Below are 15,198 nucleotides of genomic sequence, written 5' to 3'. Positions count from 1 at the left end.
AATGTCCCTGTTTCGCGTTGTACTGATCGCCCTGGCCCTGCTGGTGACCGCCGGTTGCACCAGCAAGAAGATCATCACCCCGACCCGCACCGTCACGCCCGAGATCCAGACCAGCCAGGAGCAGATGAAACAGGCGATCCTCACCACCCTGGTCAAGCGCAAGTGGAGCGTGCAGCGGGTCAACCCGTCGCAGATCCAGGCCGAGATCACCGTGCGCGAGAAATTCCACGTCGAGATCGACATCAACTACAGCGCCAGCGGCTACAACATCGCCTACCGCGACAGCAGCGGCATGGACTACAAGGACGGCAAGATCCACAAGAACTACATCCGCTGGGTGCGCCTGCTGGACAAGGGCATCCTGCGTGAGCTGCGCGACCACGATGCCCAGAGCACCGCTCGCGCCATCGGTGTCGGCGAGGCGCAGCCGATCAGCCAGTAACCACGTTTTTTCCGTGCATCGCAAAACAAGGAGTTGACCATGAAGACAAAAACCTGGGCCGCCGCTGCCGCGCTGCTGTTGTGCTGCCTGCCAGGCCTGAGCCAGGCGCGCGACACTACGCTGAACCTGCCATTCGACAAGGTGGTGGCCGAAGCGGTCAGCACCGGCAAGATCGATGGCAGCGTCAAGTTCTACCTGGCTGGCAACACGCCCAAGGGCAAGGTCACGGTAGTCAGCCCGGGCGCGGTCACCAACAAGAAGACCAACGCCTTCAACAAGAGCGACGAGGAAGCCTGCGCCTGGGCCCTGCAGTCGGCACTGATCACCCTGCACGACGCAGCGAAAAAAGCCGGGGCGAACGCGGTGACCAATATCGTCAGCTACTACAAGCGTAACGAAACCAGGAGCCCGACCACCTACGAGTGCCATGCAGGCGCATTCATCGGTGGCGTAGCGCTCAAGGGTGACCTGTCGAAGGTGCAGTAACCGGCAGTGAAGGCTGTCAGTTGGTAACAACCGGTGGGTGGTGTCGATCACGACACCACCGCCAGCAGGCCAATGCCAGCGCCAGGGCATTCACGCCACTCGACACACTCAGGTGGAAGCGTGAAGCTTGAGTCCCAAGGCCCTGACCACTTTCAGGATGGTGCCAAACTCCGGGTTACCCTCACCGGACAAGGCGCGATACAAGCTTTCACGAGAAAGCCCCGACTCACGCGCCACATGCGTCATGCCACGCGCCCTGGCGAGCGTCCCCAAGGCCTTGGCTATGAAAGCAGGATCGTCACCGGCCTCCTCCATACAGGCATCCAGATAATTGGCCATGTCCTCTGCAGTCTTGAGGTACTCGGCTGAATCCCATTTTGCGAATTGCTCAGTCATGTTCTCGACTCTCTCCAGGCCTTGGCAATCAGCGAAGCTTGCTTGATGTCGCGGCGCTGGCTGCTTTTATCTCCGCCACAAAGAAGGATCACCAAATGATGACCCTGATAAGTGAAATACACCCGATAACCTGGCCCATAATCGACTCGGACCTCATTCAGTCCCTTACCCACTGACTTCACGTCACCAAAGTTGCCGTCGGCCATACGATCGATACGAACCTGTATGCGAACCCGTGCACGACTGTCAGGCAACATGCTGAGCCATTCGGAAAATGCCGCACTTCGAATAATTTCCATCATGGCCTAGTGTGGCCCAAAGGCTACACCAGAAAGATCAGCCAAATAAGCGCTCCCCGTCTGAAATCTCTACTGAACCCAGCAGAATCAAACCCTCTCTGTTGCCCGCTGCGTCAGCAACTCGACAAACGCCTTGGCCATCGGCGACTTCTGGTCCTTGCGCTGCACCAGCCACACCGAGGAGATCGCGTCCGGGTCGAGCAGGCGCCGGTAGACCACGCCATCGATGCGGATGCGCTGGTAGGACGCCGGCAACACCGAAACCCCAAGACCCGCCGCCACCAGCCCGATGATGGTCATCGCCTCGCCCGCCTCCTGGGCGAAGTGCGGGCTGAAGCCGGCCTGCCGCGCCAGGGTCATCAATTGCGCGTACAGACCGCTGCCATAGCTGCGCGGGAAGAACACGAAAGGCTCCTGCGCCAGCTCCGACAGGTGCAGACCCGCCTCGCTGCCATTGGCCAGCGGGTGCTTGGCGCTGAGCACCGCCACCAGCGGCTCGCGCATCAACTCGACCACATGCAGGGCATCGGGCAACGCCAGCGGACGCATCAGGCCGACCTCGATCGACTCATCCATCAGCGCGTCGGCGACCCTCTTGCTGCTCATTTCCTGCAGGTTCAGGTGTACCGCCGGGTAGGCCTGGCGAAACGAGAAGATCACCTGGGGAATCGTCGAGTTGAAGGGAGCCGACGAGGTGAAACCGATCTTCAGTTCACCCAGCTCGCCCAGTTGGGCACGCCGGGCCACATCCGCCGCCTTGTCGACCTGCGCCAGCACCAGCCGGGCTTCCTCGAGAAACAGCCGACCCGCCTCGCTGAGTTCGACCCGACGGTTGGTCCGCTCGAACAAACGCGCCCCCAGCTCCTGCTCCAGCGCCTGGATCTGCTGGCTCAGCGGCGGCTGGGAGATCCCCAGCAGCTCTGCGGCGCGACCGAAATGCAGCTCTTCGGCGACGGCGATGAAGTAGCGCAGATGACGCAATTCCATGGGCACCTCATTAAGTCGTTAAACCTATCAAACAGGTCGAACAATATATTGGAAAGAATATTTAGCCAGCTATATGATTTTTTCACTGCCTGACCGAATGCACCTCCCGAGGTCCACCGTGAAAACTGCTGTCGCTCCCCTCGCTCACGAAGTTCCCCCCGACGTCCCCGACGCTATTGCCCCCCGCCCCAGCGACACCTACATCGAAAAAGGCACCCCGGCGTTCATGCGCACCGTGCTGGCGCTGTTCTGCGGCGGCTTCGCGACCTTCGCCCTGTTGTACTGCGTGCAACCGATGATGCCGGTGCTGTCGAAGGAGTACGGGATCAATGCCGCCCAGAGCAGCCTGATCCTGTCGGTCGCCACCGCGATGCTGGCCATCGGTCTGTTGATCACCGGGCCGATTTCCGACAGCCTTGGGCGCAAGCCGGTGATGGTGGTCGCGCTGTTCAGTGCCGCGCTGTTCACGATCCTCGGTGCCTTCATGCCCAACTGGCAGGGTGTGCTGCTCATGCGTGCGCTGGTGGGCCTGTCGCTGAGCGGCCTGGCCGCGGTCGGCATGACCTACCTGAGCGAAGAGATCCACCCCCGGCACATCGGCTTCGCCATGGGCCTGTACATCGGCGGCAACGCCATCGGCGGGATGAGCGGGCGGCTGATCATCGGCGTGCTGATCGACTTCGTCAGTTGGCACACCGCGCTACTGGTGATCGGCGGCCTGGCGCTGATCGCCGCGACGGTGTTCTGGCGGATCCTGCCGGAGTCGCGCAACTTCCGCCCGAGCCGGCTCAACACCCGCAACCTGCTCAACGGCTTCACCATCCACTTCCGCGATGCCGGCCTGCCGTGGCTGTTCCTCGAAGCTTTCCTGCTGATGGGCGCCTTCGTGACCCTGTTCAACTACATCGGCTATCGTCTGCTGGCCGAGCCCTACGGCCTGAGCCAGGCGTTTGTCGGCCTGCTGTCGATCGTCTACCTGTCGGGCATCTACAGCTCGGCGCAGATCGGCGCACTGGCCGACAAGCTGGGTCGGCGCAAGGTGCTGTGGTCGATGATCGTGACCATGCTGCTGGGCATCGCCCTGACGCTGGTCACGCCGCTGCCGGTGGTGATCGGCGGAGTGCTGCTGTTCACCTTCGGTTTCTTCGGCGCGCACTCGGTCGCCAGCAGCTGGATCGGCCGCCGTGCCCTGAAAGCCAAGGGCCAGGCCTCATCGCTGTACCTGTTCTGCTACTACGCCGGCTCCAGCGTCGCCGGTACGCTGGGCGGCGTGGCCTGGCACTACGCGGGCTGGAATGGCATCGGGATGTTCATTGGCGGCCTGCTGGTGGTGGCCTTGCTGGTAGCACTGAAACTGGCGCGGTTGCCAGTGCTGGCGAGCAACCAGGCCTCCTGAGCTAGGGCGCCAGCCATACCACCCGCGCCTCCAGGAGCTGATCACGCGGTTCCAGGCTCAGATTCTGCAACCGCGCTCCGCCCTGCTCGATACGCTCCAGCCAGCCGAGCAGGGCCTGGGCTTCTCCCGAAATAGTCAGGCGCAGCGATTGGCCGTCCTGGTCCAGTTGCTGCAGTTCGAGCCCCGCCGCGCGCGCGGTCTCACCCAAGCGGGCCGACAACGGTTGTGTCGAATCCAGCCGGGCGGCGGCCGGTCGCGTATTCTGTACCTCGGCGAGCAGGGCCAGGCGTTGCTGGTACAGGCGCTGGGCCTTGTCCAGGCGTTGCTGCGCCGGTTGCCAGAAGCCGCCGAACAACAGCACCGCCAGCAGGAAGACTCCCAGCCCGGCCAGCCACTGGCGTTCCCGCCGGGCCAGGCGCTGCCAGCGTTCGATCAACAGGGCGACTATCCGCAGGCGACTGATCATCCGTTCTGTTCCTCCAGCGTCAACAACGCCCGCACACGGTTGCGCTCCTTGCTCGCGCTGCCGAGCTGGATGGGCAACTGGTGCTGCCGCCCACGCTCACGCAGCCGTTCCAGCTCGCTGAAGTCACTGGCCGTCAACGCCAGCGTCCAGCCCGCGCCGGCGCGGTATTCGATACGCTGGACCTCGACGCCACTGCCACCGATCACCTGCTCGATCAATTGCACCAGCCGGGCCATCTGCCGGGGTTGCTGCGTCTGCACAGAGCCGAGCGCCCTGAGCTGGGCCGCCAGGTCGACCACCCGCGTCTGCTCCGGGTAAAGCGTCTGGAAATGCCGGACACTCTGTTCGTAAAGCCGGTCGGCCCGGGTTTCCAGATAATGGCTGCGCGCCAGGGAGAAGCCCCACGAGAGGACGGACAGCGCCAGCAGGGTCGCCAGCAGCGGCCGCCACGGCTTGCGCCCACTGGCCGGTCGAAACGGCCCCTGAAGCAACTCCGTCCCCTGCCCCGAACTCAACAGTGCGAAGGCCTGTGCCGATTGAGAGCGATCCAGCCGACAAAGCGCCGCCGGCAATCGGGCAGACAGGCTCTGCAAGGCCGCTTCAGACACTGCCAGGCGGGCTGTCAGGCCACCACCCAGCAGCCAGCGGCCAGCCCACCAGACACAGTAGGCCTGGTCGGCAGGCAACAGGTCGGCATCGGCCTGCACGCTCGCCAACTGCAGCCCCCTCTGTTGCAGCAGGGTGACAATAGCGCCGAAGCGCACCTTGTCGACCACCAGCAATGGATAACGACGAGCCGGATCGGCACTGCCCACGGCCAGGTGCAAGTTGTCCGGATCATCCGTCAGTTGCTCCTCGAGCGCATAGGCCAGCGCCTGGGCGGCCGGTCGGCGGCGGCCCGGCCAGGGCTCGCTGCGCAGCCAACTGCAGAGTTCCATCGGCAGTACCACCCGCACGGGGTTCCCCGCCAGCAGCGCGGCGGCTTCGGCCAGGCTCATGTCGCGCCAATCATCAGACGCCTGCCAGCAGGCGACCGGCCACTGTTCGTCAGGCACATCGAGCCCTGACGGGTAAAGGTACAGCCACGGGATCATAGGGAGGGTTCACCTTGGGTCGGAGCGAGAAAACGGCGCTGCACAACACGCACGCGCCCGGTTTTCGGGTCGAGTTCAAGATCGCTGACCAGCCGCAGTCGGCTGCGCCCGGCCGCGACCTCGACCGAGGCCCGAAACCAGCGGCTGCCTACGCCCAGGCCATGAACGGCGACGCCACGGCCCTTGAGTCCGGAAGCCAGGGCGAAGGTAGCGGCATCCGGATAGCCTTCGGCCGGGCGTTGCTGGATGAGCATCTGCGCATCGCTGTCGGTCATGCCTTCCAGGGTCGACAGCAGCAATGCGTGGGTGGTGTTGACGTTCAGCCTGGCCTCGCCCGGCAGCAGGGCGACCCAGGGCTCCAGGCGACGCAGGCTGGGCTCGTCCATGCCAGGCAGCAGGCGCAGTTGGCTCGGATCGACAACCTCGGTGCCCCGCAATGGCGCCAGGTCGATGGCGGCGATGTCCAGCCGCTCCAGCAGCCGGGCCCAGCGGGCCTGGACGATTTCATCGGCCTTGCCGGGGGCGAGCAGCGGCGTCAGGTTGAAGCGTCCCGCCAGGTCCTCGATGTCCAGGCGCACCTCGACGCCAGGCAGCGTCAACGGTAGCGGCCGTTGCGCCCAGTCCTGGGCCAGGTTGACGTTGCGCATCAGCGTCGGCGATGGCCCCTGCAGCAGTTGGCCGGCCCAGCCCTCCGCAGCGAGCGCCCACTGGCGCAACTGCACCTGGTGAATATGCTGGGTGCTGCCCTGCAAGGTCAGGCGATGGCTGCGCAGCAGACTGCCGGTCAGCAACAGCGCCAGGGCCATGATCAGCAGCACGGTGATCAGCGCCACACCTCGCTGGCGGGGCAGGCTCATGCTGGCTCCGGCAACAGGATGACCCGGCGAATCCCGTCGAAACGCCCGGTGGACAAGGTCACCTCCACCGCCCGCGGCAGCTTGGCGCCAGCCGGCCAGTCGCTGCGCCAGCCCGTCCGGGGATCGTGGAAACGCCAGCGCAACTCGCGTACATCGCCCAGCAGCACCTGCTTGTGGGGAATCGCCAGCTCGGGGCTGCGGCTGTGGCGCCAGAGGCGCTGCGCCTCGAGGCGATAGCTGACCGCCTGGCGCTCGCTGCGTGGCTGGCCCAGCGGGTTGCGCCAGTTGCCCCGCTGCAGGCTCAATTCGCCCTGATGCAGGCGCAAGGCCGGGGAGTTCCCCGAGGCGGCCACCTGCATGAGATCCCGTTCGAGCACAGCCACCGCCCGCTGCAGGCTGCGCAGTGCCTGTTCATGGTCCGCGACCTGCGCCTGTACCCGCAGCAGGCCCTCGTAGAGCCGCCAACTGCCCAGGCTCAGCAGGCTGAAGATCGCCAGGGCGATCACCAGTTCCAGCAGGGTGAAACCGGCCTGTCGGGTCATTGCGCCTCCTCGTTCCCGGTCATCGGCAACCAGCCCGTGAGGCGATGCAGCGGTTGCGGGTCGTTGCCGAGGCGGACCTCCAGCTCGACCTGCATCAGACGCCGGTCGGGGGATGGACTCAGGGTCTGGCTCAACCGCCACTCACGACCGTCGAAGCGCTGCAGCCCTTGTTGCCGCCCGGGTACGGGAGAAGCCTGCAGGCGCAGTTCGGTCAACTGGTTGTCCGCCAGCCAGACGGCAAACAGCCGCTGCTGCAGACTGCCGCCCTGGCGCAGGACATAGTCACTGGCCGACAGTACCGCGGCGGCCAGCACGGCGAACACCGCCAGGGCCACCATGACCTCCAGCAGCGTGAAGCCGCCCTCAGCCTTCATCGATGGCCGGGTCGCCAAGACCGTCTCCCGAAACGCTCAGCCAACGCCGCTGGGCGGTTTCGTAATGCAGGGTGAAGGCACTCATTTCATCGCTGCTCAGCAGCAGCAACTGCGGCTGGTTCGGCCGGTTGCCGAGTTTCAGCGGCTGTCCTTCGAGCTCCAGGCGAAAGTACAGGCCGTCGGGCAGGCGATAGGGGGCGCCGGCCGCACGCCATTCCGGGCGCTCGTACAGCACCACCTGGTAGCCCTCGGCATCGATGCGCAGGCCGAATTCCTGACCTTCGAGCACGGCCTGCTCGCGCAGATGCTGCAGCAACTGCAGCAACGCGCCGGCTTCGTGATGGGCCTGACGCAACGGACTGGGCTTCATCGAAAAGCCGATCAGCCCGGCCACCACGCCCATGATCACCATGGCCACCAGCAGCTCCAACAGGGTGAAACCACGCGAGCGCGCCGGCATCGGTCAGTGATCCCAATTGCCGATATCGGCGGCGAGCTCCTCGCCACCGGCCATGCCGTCGGCGCCGAAGGAGTAGAGATCGTAGCCCTTGGCCCGTGCTCCCGGGTTGAGGTACTGGTACGGCGTGCCCCACGGGTCGACCGGCAGGCGCTTGAGGTAGCCCTGGGGGTTCCAGTTCTTCGCCTGCGGCGCACCCAGCGGCTTGTTCACCAGGGCCTCGAGGCCCTGCTGGGTCGAGGGATAGTGGAAGTTGTCGAGGCGGTACATCTCCAATGCCGTACCGATGGCCTGGATATCGGTACGCGCCGCCGTGACCTTGGCCTGGTCCGTGCGCCCCATGAACTGTGGCACCACCAGCGCGCCCAGCACGCCGATGATGACCACCACGACCATGATCTCGATCAGGGTAAAGCCATGTTGCCGAAAGGATGCGGAGGTTTTCATGAATCAATTCACCGTTTGGTTGAGACTGAGGATCGGCAGCAGGATGGCCATGACGATCAGCAGCACGATGCCGCCCATCGCCACCAGCATGGCCGGTTCGAAAAGGCTCACGACCAGCGCGATGCGGGCCGCCAGGGTTTTCTCCTGTTGCTCGGCGGCACGCGCCAGCATGCTGTCCAGTTCGCCGGCGCGTTCGCCACTGGCGATCATGTGCAGCATCAGCGGCGGGATGTCGCCGCTGTGCTCCAGGGCCCGGGTCAGGCTGCCGCCCTCGCGTACCGAGCGGGCGACCTCGCGCATGCGCGCGCGGATCGCCAGGTTGCCGATCACCGCGGCCGAGATCTCCAGGGCATCCACCAGGGGCACCGCGCTCCTGCCGAGAATCGCCAGGGTGCTGGCGAAACGCGCCGCTTCCACGGCCCGCAGCACGCCGCCGGCCAGTGGCGCGCGCAGCAGCCAGGCGTGCCAGCGCAGGCGCAGGGCCGGCTGCCGCCAGGCACCGCGCAGCAGCAGGACCAGACCGAGCACTCCCGGCAACAGCAGCCAGAAATAGTCGCGCAGGCCCTCGCTCAGACTGATCAACCCACGGGTCAGCAGCGGTAGCTCGCGACCACTGTCGGTGAAGATCCGCACCACATCCGGCACCACGAACCCCAGCAGGAAGCCGACGATGCCCAGCGACGCCAGCAGCAGGACCAGCGGATAGACCAGCGCCAGCTGGATCTTCTGCCGCGCCTGCTGACGCGCCTCGGTGTAATGCGCCAGTTGCTCCAGCACCTGGCCCAGGTGACCGGAACGCTCGCCCGCGGCGATGCTGGCGCGAAACAGTTCGGGAAAGGCTCCGGGGAAGCCGGCCAGTGCCGAGGACAGTGCGTAGCCCTCCAGCACCCGATCGCGCACCGCCGCCAACAGGCTCGCGGTACGCCGCTTGCGGCTCTGCGCCGCCACCGCCCGCAGGGCCTCTTCCAGCGGCAGTCCGGCCTGGACCAGGGTCGACAGTTGCAGGGTCAGCAAGGCCAGTTCGGCAGCGCCCAGGCGCCGGCCGGCTCCCCGACCGCCGAGCACGCCGGAACGTTCCCGGACCGGCTTCAGTACGCTCGGCAGCAAACCACGCTCACGCAGCAACTGCCGGGCATGCCGCGCACTCTCGGCCTGCTGCTGGCCCTTGCAGGACCGGCCATGGGCGTCCTGGGCCTGATAGTCGAAGGTCGGCATCCTCAGTCCTCCTGCGTGACGCGCAGCAGCTCATCGAGGCTGGTGTGCCCTTCCAGCACCAGGCGTTGCCCGTCCTGGAACAGGCTGGGGCCGAGGCAGCGGGCCTGGCGGGCCAGCTCCGGTTCACTGACGCCGTTGTGGATCATCTGCGCGAGGGCCTGGTTGATGCCGATCAGCTCATAGATACCGGTACGGCCACGATAGCCCTGCTGGCAGCGCGGACAGCCCACGGCGCGGAACAGCCTCGGCGCGGCCTGCGGCGCCAGCCCGAGACGCTGGCAGGCGGCCGCATCGGCATGCCCGGGTGCCTTGCACTCGGGACACAGGGTGCGTACCAGCCGCTGGGCCAGCACGCCGACCAGCGATGAGGCGAGCAGGTAGGCGTCCACGCCCATGTCCAGCAGACGGGTCACCGCCCCCGCTGCGCTATTGGTGTGCAGGGTCGACAGCACCAGGTGTCCGGTCAGCGAGGCCTGCACGGCAATGGCCGCGGTTTCCCGGTCGCGGATCTCGCCGACCATCACCACGTCCGGGTCCTGGCGCAGGATCGCCCGCAGCCCCCGGGCGAAGGTCATCTCGACCTTGGGGTTGACCGGCGTCTGGCCGATGCCGGGCAGGTGGTATTCGATCGGGTCCTCGACCGTGAGGATATTGCGCGTGCGGTCGTTGAGATGATTCAGCGCCGCGTAGAGGCTGGTGGTCTTGCCCGAACCGGTCGGCCCGGTGACCAGGAAGATCCCGTGGGGTTTGCCGAGGATTCGCCGGAACCGCTCCAGGGTCTCGCCCGGCATGCCCAGCCGCGCCAGTTCGAGGCGTCCGGCCTGCTTGTCGAGCAGGCGCAGCACCACTCGTTCGCCATGGGCCGAAGGCAGGGTGGAGACCCGCACATCGACCTCATGCCCGGCCAGCCGCAGGGCGATCCGACCATCCTGGGGCACGCGTTTCTCGGCGATATCCAGCCGCGCCATGACCTTGATCCGCGACACCAGCAAGGTGGCCAGCTCACGCCGCGGCTGCAGCACTTCGCGCAGTTGACCATCCACCCGCAGGCGCACCGAGACACTGTGCTCGAAGGTTTCCAGATGCACGTCCGAGGCCTTTTCCCGCACCGCTTCGCTGAGCAGGGCATTGATCAGGCGGATGATCGGCGCGTCGCCCTCCTGTTCCAGCAGGTCGGCGGTGGGCGGCAGGTTATCGGCCAGGCTGATCAGGTCGAGCTCGTCGTCCAGGCCCTGGGCAACCTGCTCGGCGGCACTCTGTCCATCGCTGTAGCAGGCGGCCAGACGGGCGGCGAAGTCCGCCTCGTCGAGTTCCTGCACGGGCCAATCCCGGCCGAGCTGGCGCCGTGCCTCGGCCAGCGCGGTCAACGGCGTGTCCGCCCGGATCAGCAGGGTCGCCCCCTCGCCCCGAGGCTCCAGCAGCACACCGAAACGCCGGGCGAAGCCGAACGGCAGCCGACCGATCATGGCACCGCCTGCTGTCGACGCAGGTCGACCGCGCTGTCATCGCCATCGAACAGGCGCTGCGGATCGCTCGGCAGCAGCAGCGAATTGCCCTGGCGCGCCGAAGGCCGGCTGAGTTCGCGCAAGCGGTTGTAGCCGGTGGTGCTGGCCTCGACCAGGTCCTCCTTGCCACGCACGATGGTCGGCCGCAGGAACACCATCAGGTTGGTCTTCTCATGTTTTTCGCTGCTCCAGCGAAACAGCGCCCCCAGGTAGGGAATATTGCGCAACAGCGGCACGCCGCTTTCCTGGTTGCGGACGCTGTCCTTGATCAGGCCACCGATGACGATGATCTCGCCGTCATCCACCAGGATGGTGCTCTTGAGCGCCCGCTTGTTGGTGATCAGGTCATCCGTCACCTCGCTGCTCGGCGCCAGCTCGGAGTTCTCCTGCTCGACCCGCAGGCGCAGGGTCGAACCTTCGTTGATGTGCGGCCGGATCTTCAGCTTGATGCCGATATCTTCGCGCGTGACCGTGGTATAGGGCTTGTCGTTACCAGTGCCGGAGGTCTGGTAGGAACCGCTCTTGAAAGGCACGTTCTGCCCCACCAGGATTTCCGCCTCCTGGTTATCCAGGGTCAGCAGGCTGGGGGTGGACAGCACGTTGTTGCGCACATTGCTCGCCAGGGCGGAAACCAGCATGCCGAAACGGTCGTTGCCGACGCGCAGCACGGCTCCATCGGGCAGCTTGGCGTCAGCGCCACCAAAGCCCGGCAGGACGACACCGGCGCCGGCAAAGGTGATGCCTCCCTGGGCACTGCCGGCCTTGCCGCCCCATTGCACGCCAATGGCCTCGTTGATGTCCCCGGAAATCTCGACGATCGCCGCATGGATCAGCACCTGGGAACGCGGCTGGTCGAGCTGGCGCACGATGGCCTCCAGGGTCCTGACCTGGCTCGGCTCGGCGATCAGCACCAGGGCGTTCTGGTTTTCGTCGGCCTTGACCACCGCCTTGTTCACCGGGTTGTCCCGGCTGGAAACACCGGCCACGTCCTGACCGAGCCCCTGCCCCATGGCATCCAGCACGTCGGCCAATTGCTTGGCGTCGCTGTAGCGCAGGCGGATCACCCGGGCATTGTCCGCGCCCGCCGGAACCGGCGTGTCGAGCGAACGCGCCAGCTCGACGAGGCGCTTGCGCACCGCCTGGGGACCGATCAGCAACAGCCGATTGCCGCGGGTGTCGGCAATCACCTGGCTGCCCGACTCGGCGCCCTGCTTGCCCAGGGACTGCTCCAGCACCCGCGCCAGGTCGGCAGCCAGGCCGTGCTGCAGAGACAGCACATCATGGGCGTGCCTGTGACCGGCATCCAGCTCGCGGACGATTCTGGCGATACGTCGGACGTTGCCGGCCCCGTCGGTGATCACCACGGCATTGGCCGAGGCCGAGGGACCGACATAACCGTTGACCGAGACCAGCGGCCGGACCAGCGCGGCGATATCGCTGGCCGTACTGTTGCTCAGGGCCACCACCTGGGTGACGAACTGCCCGGCCTGGGCGCTGTGGCTGTCGGCATCGCTGGGCCGGGTACGGGCATCCGCCACCGGCGTGATGAGAATGCGGTCGCCTTCATCGATCACCGTGAAGTTGTGCGCATCGAGCACCGAGTAGAACAGCCGCCGTACCCCTTCGCGATCCAGCGCCTGTTCCGAAAGCACCGTGATACGCCCCTGGACGCGCGGGTCGAGCACGACCGTGGTGCCAAGGATCGATGACATCTCCCGGACCACGTCGCGCAGTTCGGCATCGTTCATCGCCAATTGCCAATGCGGCTCCTCGGCCAACGCCGTCGGCAGCATCAGCGACAACAGCAGGCCACCGGCGAGCAGGCGCCAGGAGGCCAATACTCTGGGGACTCTCATGGGGTTCCCCGAAGCACTGGCCGCAGATGCGAGGAGGTTGTCCCGGCAGCCGGGGTCGCATTGCCGAGTGGCGACAATGACCTTCGAGCCGGCGTCTCTAGCGCCAGCAGTTCCTCGCGACCGTTGCGCCAGAGCAGCACACGCCCGGCTTCGATCCGGCGCAATACGCTACCGCCGGGCAGGCTGTCCCCAACCCGATACACCTGCTGCCCCTGGGCGCCCGCCAGCAACGCACGGGAAGCCCCCGAACTGGCGACAAAACTGGCCCGCAACTGCAACGGCTCGGCGCTGCGAGCCAACGCATCACGGGGCTGCAAGCCGAGTACCGTGGCCACCGCCGCATGGTTGAGCGGTGCTACCGGGGCAACGGCGGCACTGACCACGGCGGCAACCGGCATGCTCGGCAGGTCGCGACGAAACTGCCACTCATCCCAGGCCAACCAGGCGCCATACGCCAATGGCAGCGCAAACGACAAAACCCACACAGGACGCTTCACCCGCGTATACGCCATGGGTAGTGGATGATTCCATGAACGGCACGGCAATCACTGCCAATAGCGGCAAGGATTCGAATAACGAAAAAATTAAGGGACAAGTTCCCCAAAAAAACACTGAACAAGATAATGCAATCCCTATATAGATGGGAGCATCAAACATCCTTATATGAAGCCCGCTCAAGAACACCAATGAATTAACGACAACCAGAAACCCACATAAATAAAAAACAAAAAAACGAGTGGATGATTCCTTGCCTACCCAACAACAGCTCATCCATTGACACCCAGCATCTCCCAGACGGGACCCTGGACAACTTTTTACCCAAGGTCCCGACGGAGACTGTTACTTGGCTATCCAGGCATCCTGCCAGTTTGTTCCGTGACCTGGTTTGTAGTGATGTTCGCTAGGGATCTTGCACCAATCTCCATCCGGGAACGGCTTGCACTCGTAGACGGTGTCATCCACCAGTACAGTGGTGCCCGGCCGATAGCTGGCAATTTCCTGCGGATACACCCAGTCGTAGTCCTGGCCGACACCTTCGCCACCCAGCTCGATGGCCACCAGATCCTGGCGAGTGGTACGGCCGTCAGGCGTCACGCCCACCAGCTTGACCTGATGAGGGCCCGGGGCACTGCGCACATCCACGTTCAGGCTGACAGAGCCGGCCTCGATCTGTTGCGTGATGGAGCCCACAGCCTTGTTGTTGGCATTGAACACCGTGAGTTCGACATTCATCAGGCGGTTACCGAGCAACGGTACCGGCAAGGCGAGACGCCCCTTGTCCAGCACCAGGTCGTTGCCCAGCGTCGCGATACGCAGTTCGGCGGCAGCATCCTCCTGCAGCTCCATCTGCAATTCGTAGCGCTTGACGCCACTCTCGGCCCTGGCAAAGATCTTGTTCGCCCCCTTGATCGGATTGATCTTGCCCTCGTCATCGCGCACACCGGCACGCACCAGCTCCTGGGTCCGGTTGATCTGCTCGGCCAGCTTGAACGACCAGTTCTCCGGACGCCCCTCTTCGGCCGTGGCGATGGCGATCTCGACGCGCCGTTCGTTGATTTCACCCTCATTGCCGAAACCACGCGCCTTGACCTTGTCGCCCACCAGCAGGGCCGTGGCAGTCGGCGTGATGTTGCCGACCGTATGCCAGCCATCCGGGGTGACCGCTTCGGGGAGGATGTTCACATCCGCCACGTTGTAGAACGCCGCTGCGGTATCGCCCACGGTCCAGATGCCGAGGATCACGTGTTGGCCGGTCCTGTCCGACGGAATGGAACAGGCATGCCTGGCACCGGAAACCGGCAGCTCGTTGCGCCCGTCCACTTCGCAGAACGGCGCGCTGTCGAACGAGGCGCGGGTCAGCGGCTGGTTCGGGTTCCAGCCGGCCCGAGTGATGAAGTACTCGTGCTTGGTCGCCGGGTGTGCCGCCGTGTAGTCCCAGGTGAACTCGATATCGCGGTCCTTGATTTCGCTCAGGCTCCAACGCGTCGCGCTCTGGGCATCCAGCGCGGAGAAACTGGCCGAACCGCCGCTGGCGATCTTGCCGTCGATGGGCCCCTGCAAGGGGCCACCACCACTACCTGCCGGAAACCCCTTGAAGGTCTCACCGACACTTTGCGGCTCGTATTGCGCGTTTCCGCAGTCCTTGTTCAACCCCTGCTGGCAGGCATAGGCCCGCGACGGTGGGTTGCTCAGATAACCGTGAGCCGCAGCCTGTTGCGAAGCGACCAGAGCCGTGAGCATGGCCAGCGAGGACATACCTGCTGCGACCGAACCCGAACGTTTTCTCATCATAGTTTCCAATCCCGGAATGAATTACTGAAGTATTCGTATCCATGTAATTCGAGTAGAGAAATACCCTTGATGCGGACATACCTATCC

At 65.1% G+C, this 15,198-nt stretch carries 18 protein-coding genes; 3 read left to right on the top strand and 15 right to left on the bottom strand.

What is annotated here, in order from left to right:
- Window position 1 precedes the first annotated feature (1 nt).
- Both ACMGT0_RS03140 and ACMGT0_RS03135 read left to right on the top strand, forming a co-directional pair.
- Entirely contained in the window at window positions 2-442 is a 441-nt protein-coding gene (locus ACMGT0_RS03140; protein WP_054060921.1) for a hypothetical protein, read from the top strand.
- A 39-nt stretch (window positions 443-481) separates the two neighbouring features.
- Complete coding sequence (locus tag ACMGT0_RS03135) at window positions 482-928, top strand: hypothetical protein (RefSeq protein ID WP_054060920.1); 447 nt, start codon at window positions 482-484, stop codon at window positions 926-928.
- Window positions 929-1,036: 108 nt separating this feature from the next.
- Here the strand turns inward: ACMGT0_RS03135 and ACMGT0_RS03130 are convergent, their stop codons facing one another.
- From ACMGT0_RS03130 to ACMGT0_RS03120, 3 genes are all read right to left on the bottom strand, one after another.
- Window positions 1,037-1,324, bottom strand: a complete 288-nt coding sequence (locus ACMGT0_RS03130) for an addiction module antidote protein (protein ID WP_054060919.1) — start codon at window positions 1,322-1,324, stop codon at window positions 1,037-1,039.
- A complete protein-coding gene (locus ACMGT0_RS03125) occupies window positions 1,321-1,626 on the bottom strand; it encodes a type II toxin-antitoxin system RelE/ParE family toxin (RefSeq protein ID WP_081006091.1) in 306 nt (101 codons plus the stop codon). The genes ACMGT0_RS03130 and ACMGT0_RS03125 overlap by 4 nt, the downstream gene beginning before the upstream one ends.
- An 84-nt stretch (window positions 1,627-1,710) precedes the next feature.
- Window positions 1,711-2,610: a LysR family transcriptional regulator gene (locus ACMGT0_RS03120; protein WP_054060918.1), complete on the bottom strand. Its 900-nt coding sequence runs from the start codon at window positions 2,608-2,610 to the stop codon at window positions 1,711-1,713.
- A gap of 118 nt (window positions 2,611-2,728) precedes the next feature.
- Between ACMGT0_RS03120 and ACMGT0_RS03115 the strand changes: the two genes are divergently transcribed.
- Entirely contained in the window at window positions 2,729-4,006 is a 1,278-nt protein-coding gene (locus ACMGT0_RS03115) for an MFS transporter (protein ID WP_054060917.1), read from the top strand.
- 1 nt (window position 4,007) lies between these two features.
- Here the strand turns inward: ACMGT0_RS03115 and gspM are convergent, their stop codons facing one another.
- The 12 genes from gspM to ACMGT0_RS03055 all read right to left on the bottom strand — a co-directional run bounded on the left by gspM (window position 4,008) and on the right by ACMGT0_RS03055 (window position 15,108).
- Window positions 4,008-4,472 carry a type II secretion system protein GspM gene (gene gspM / locus ACMGT0_RS03110; protein WP_054060916.1) on the bottom strand — a complete coding sequence of 155 codons (465 nt, stop codon included), beginning with the start codon at window positions 4,470-4,472 and terminating at the stop codon, window positions 4,008-4,010.
- Window positions 4,469-5,566 (bottom strand): type II secretion system protein GspL, encoded by a 1,098-nt coding sequence (gene gspL / locus ACMGT0_RS03105; protein ID WP_416771436.1) that lies wholly within the window; start codon window positions 5,564-5,566, stop codon window positions 4,469-4,471. Before gspL ends, gspM begins: the two co-directional genes overlap by 4 nt.
- Window positions 5,563-6,423: a type II secretion system protein GspK gene (locus tag ACMGT0_RS03100; protein ID WP_416771434.1), complete on the bottom strand. Its 861-nt coding sequence runs from the start codon at window positions 6,421-6,423 to the stop codon at window positions 5,563-5,565. The genes gspL and ACMGT0_RS03100 overlap by 4 nt, the downstream gene beginning before the upstream one ends.
- On the bottom strand, window positions 6,420-6,965 hold the full coding sequence (gspJ, locus tag ACMGT0_RS03095) for a type II secretion system minor pseudopilin GspJ (protein WP_054062086.1): 546 nt from the start codon (window positions 6,963-6,965) through the stop codon (window positions 6,420-6,422). Before gspJ ends, ACMGT0_RS03100 begins: the two co-directional genes overlap by 4 nt.
- A complete protein-coding gene (gspI, locus tag ACMGT0_RS03090) occupies window positions 6,962-7,339 on the bottom strand; it encodes a type II secretion system minor pseudopilin GspI (RefSeq protein WP_054060912.1) in 378 nt (125 codons plus the stop codon). The genes gspJ and gspI overlap by 4 nt, the downstream gene beginning before the upstream one ends.
- The gene (gene gspH / locus ACMGT0_RS03085) at window positions 7,329-7,799 is read right to left on the bottom strand and encodes a type II secretion system minor pseudopilin GspH (protein ID WP_054060911.1); all 471 of its coding nucleotides are present in this window, start codon (window positions 7,797-7,799) and stop codon (window positions 7,329-7,331) included. The genes gspI and gspH overlap by 11 nt, the downstream gene beginning before the upstream one ends.
- A gap of 3 nt (window positions 7,800-7,802) precedes the next feature.
- A complete protein-coding gene (gene gspG / locus ACMGT0_RS03080; protein ID WP_054062085.1) occupies window positions 7,803-8,243 on the bottom strand; it encodes a type II secretion system major pseudopilin GspG in 441 nt (146 codons plus the stop codon).
- A gap of 3 nt (window positions 8,244-8,246) precedes the next feature.
- A complete protein-coding gene (gene gspF, locus ACMGT0_RS03075; RefSeq protein WP_416771432.1) occupies window positions 8,247-9,458 on the bottom strand; it encodes a type II secretion system inner membrane protein GspF in 1,212 nt (403 codons plus the stop codon).
- Between the two features lie 2 nt (window positions 9,459-9,460).
- The gene (gene gspE, locus ACMGT0_RS03070; RefSeq protein ID WP_416771430.1) at window positions 9,461-10,924 is read right to left on the bottom strand and encodes a type II secretion system ATPase GspE; all 1,464 of its coding nucleotides are present in this window, start codon (window positions 10,922-10,924) and stop codon (window positions 9,461-9,463) included.
- The gene (gene gspD, locus ACMGT0_RS03065) at window positions 10,921-12,819 is read right to left on the bottom strand and encodes a type II secretion system secretin GspD (protein WP_054059805.1); all 1,899 of its coding nucleotides are present in this window, start codon (window positions 12,817-12,819) and stop codon (window positions 10,921-10,923) included. Before gspD ends, gspE begins: the two co-directional genes overlap by 4 nt.
- Window positions 12,816-13,316, bottom strand: a complete 501-nt coding sequence (locus ACMGT0_RS03060) for a type II secretion system protein N (RefSeq protein WP_241494280.1) — start codon at window positions 13,314-13,316, stop codon at window positions 12,816-12,818. Before ACMGT0_RS03060 ends, gspD begins: the two co-directional genes overlap by 4 nt.
- Window positions 13,317-13,659: 343 nt before the next feature.
- The gene (locus ACMGT0_RS03055; RefSeq protein WP_054059807.1) at window positions 13,660-15,108 is read right to left on the bottom strand and encodes a lytic polysaccharide monooxygenase; all 1,449 of its coding nucleotides are present in this window, start codon (window positions 15,106-15,108) and stop codon (window positions 13,660-13,662) included.
- Window positions 15,109-15,198 lie beyond the last annotated feature (90 nt).

Source organism: Pseudomonas sp. RHF3.3-3 (assembly GCF_048069595.1).
In the GTDB taxonomy this organism is placed as follows: domain Bacteria; phylum Pseudomonadota; class Gammaproteobacteria; order Pseudomonadales; family Pseudomonadaceae; genus Aquipseudomonas; species Aquipseudomonas fuscovaginae_B.
The sequence above is the reverse complement of the archived record's forward strand: the minus strand, read 5'-3'. Positions and strand labels throughout refer to the sequence as shown.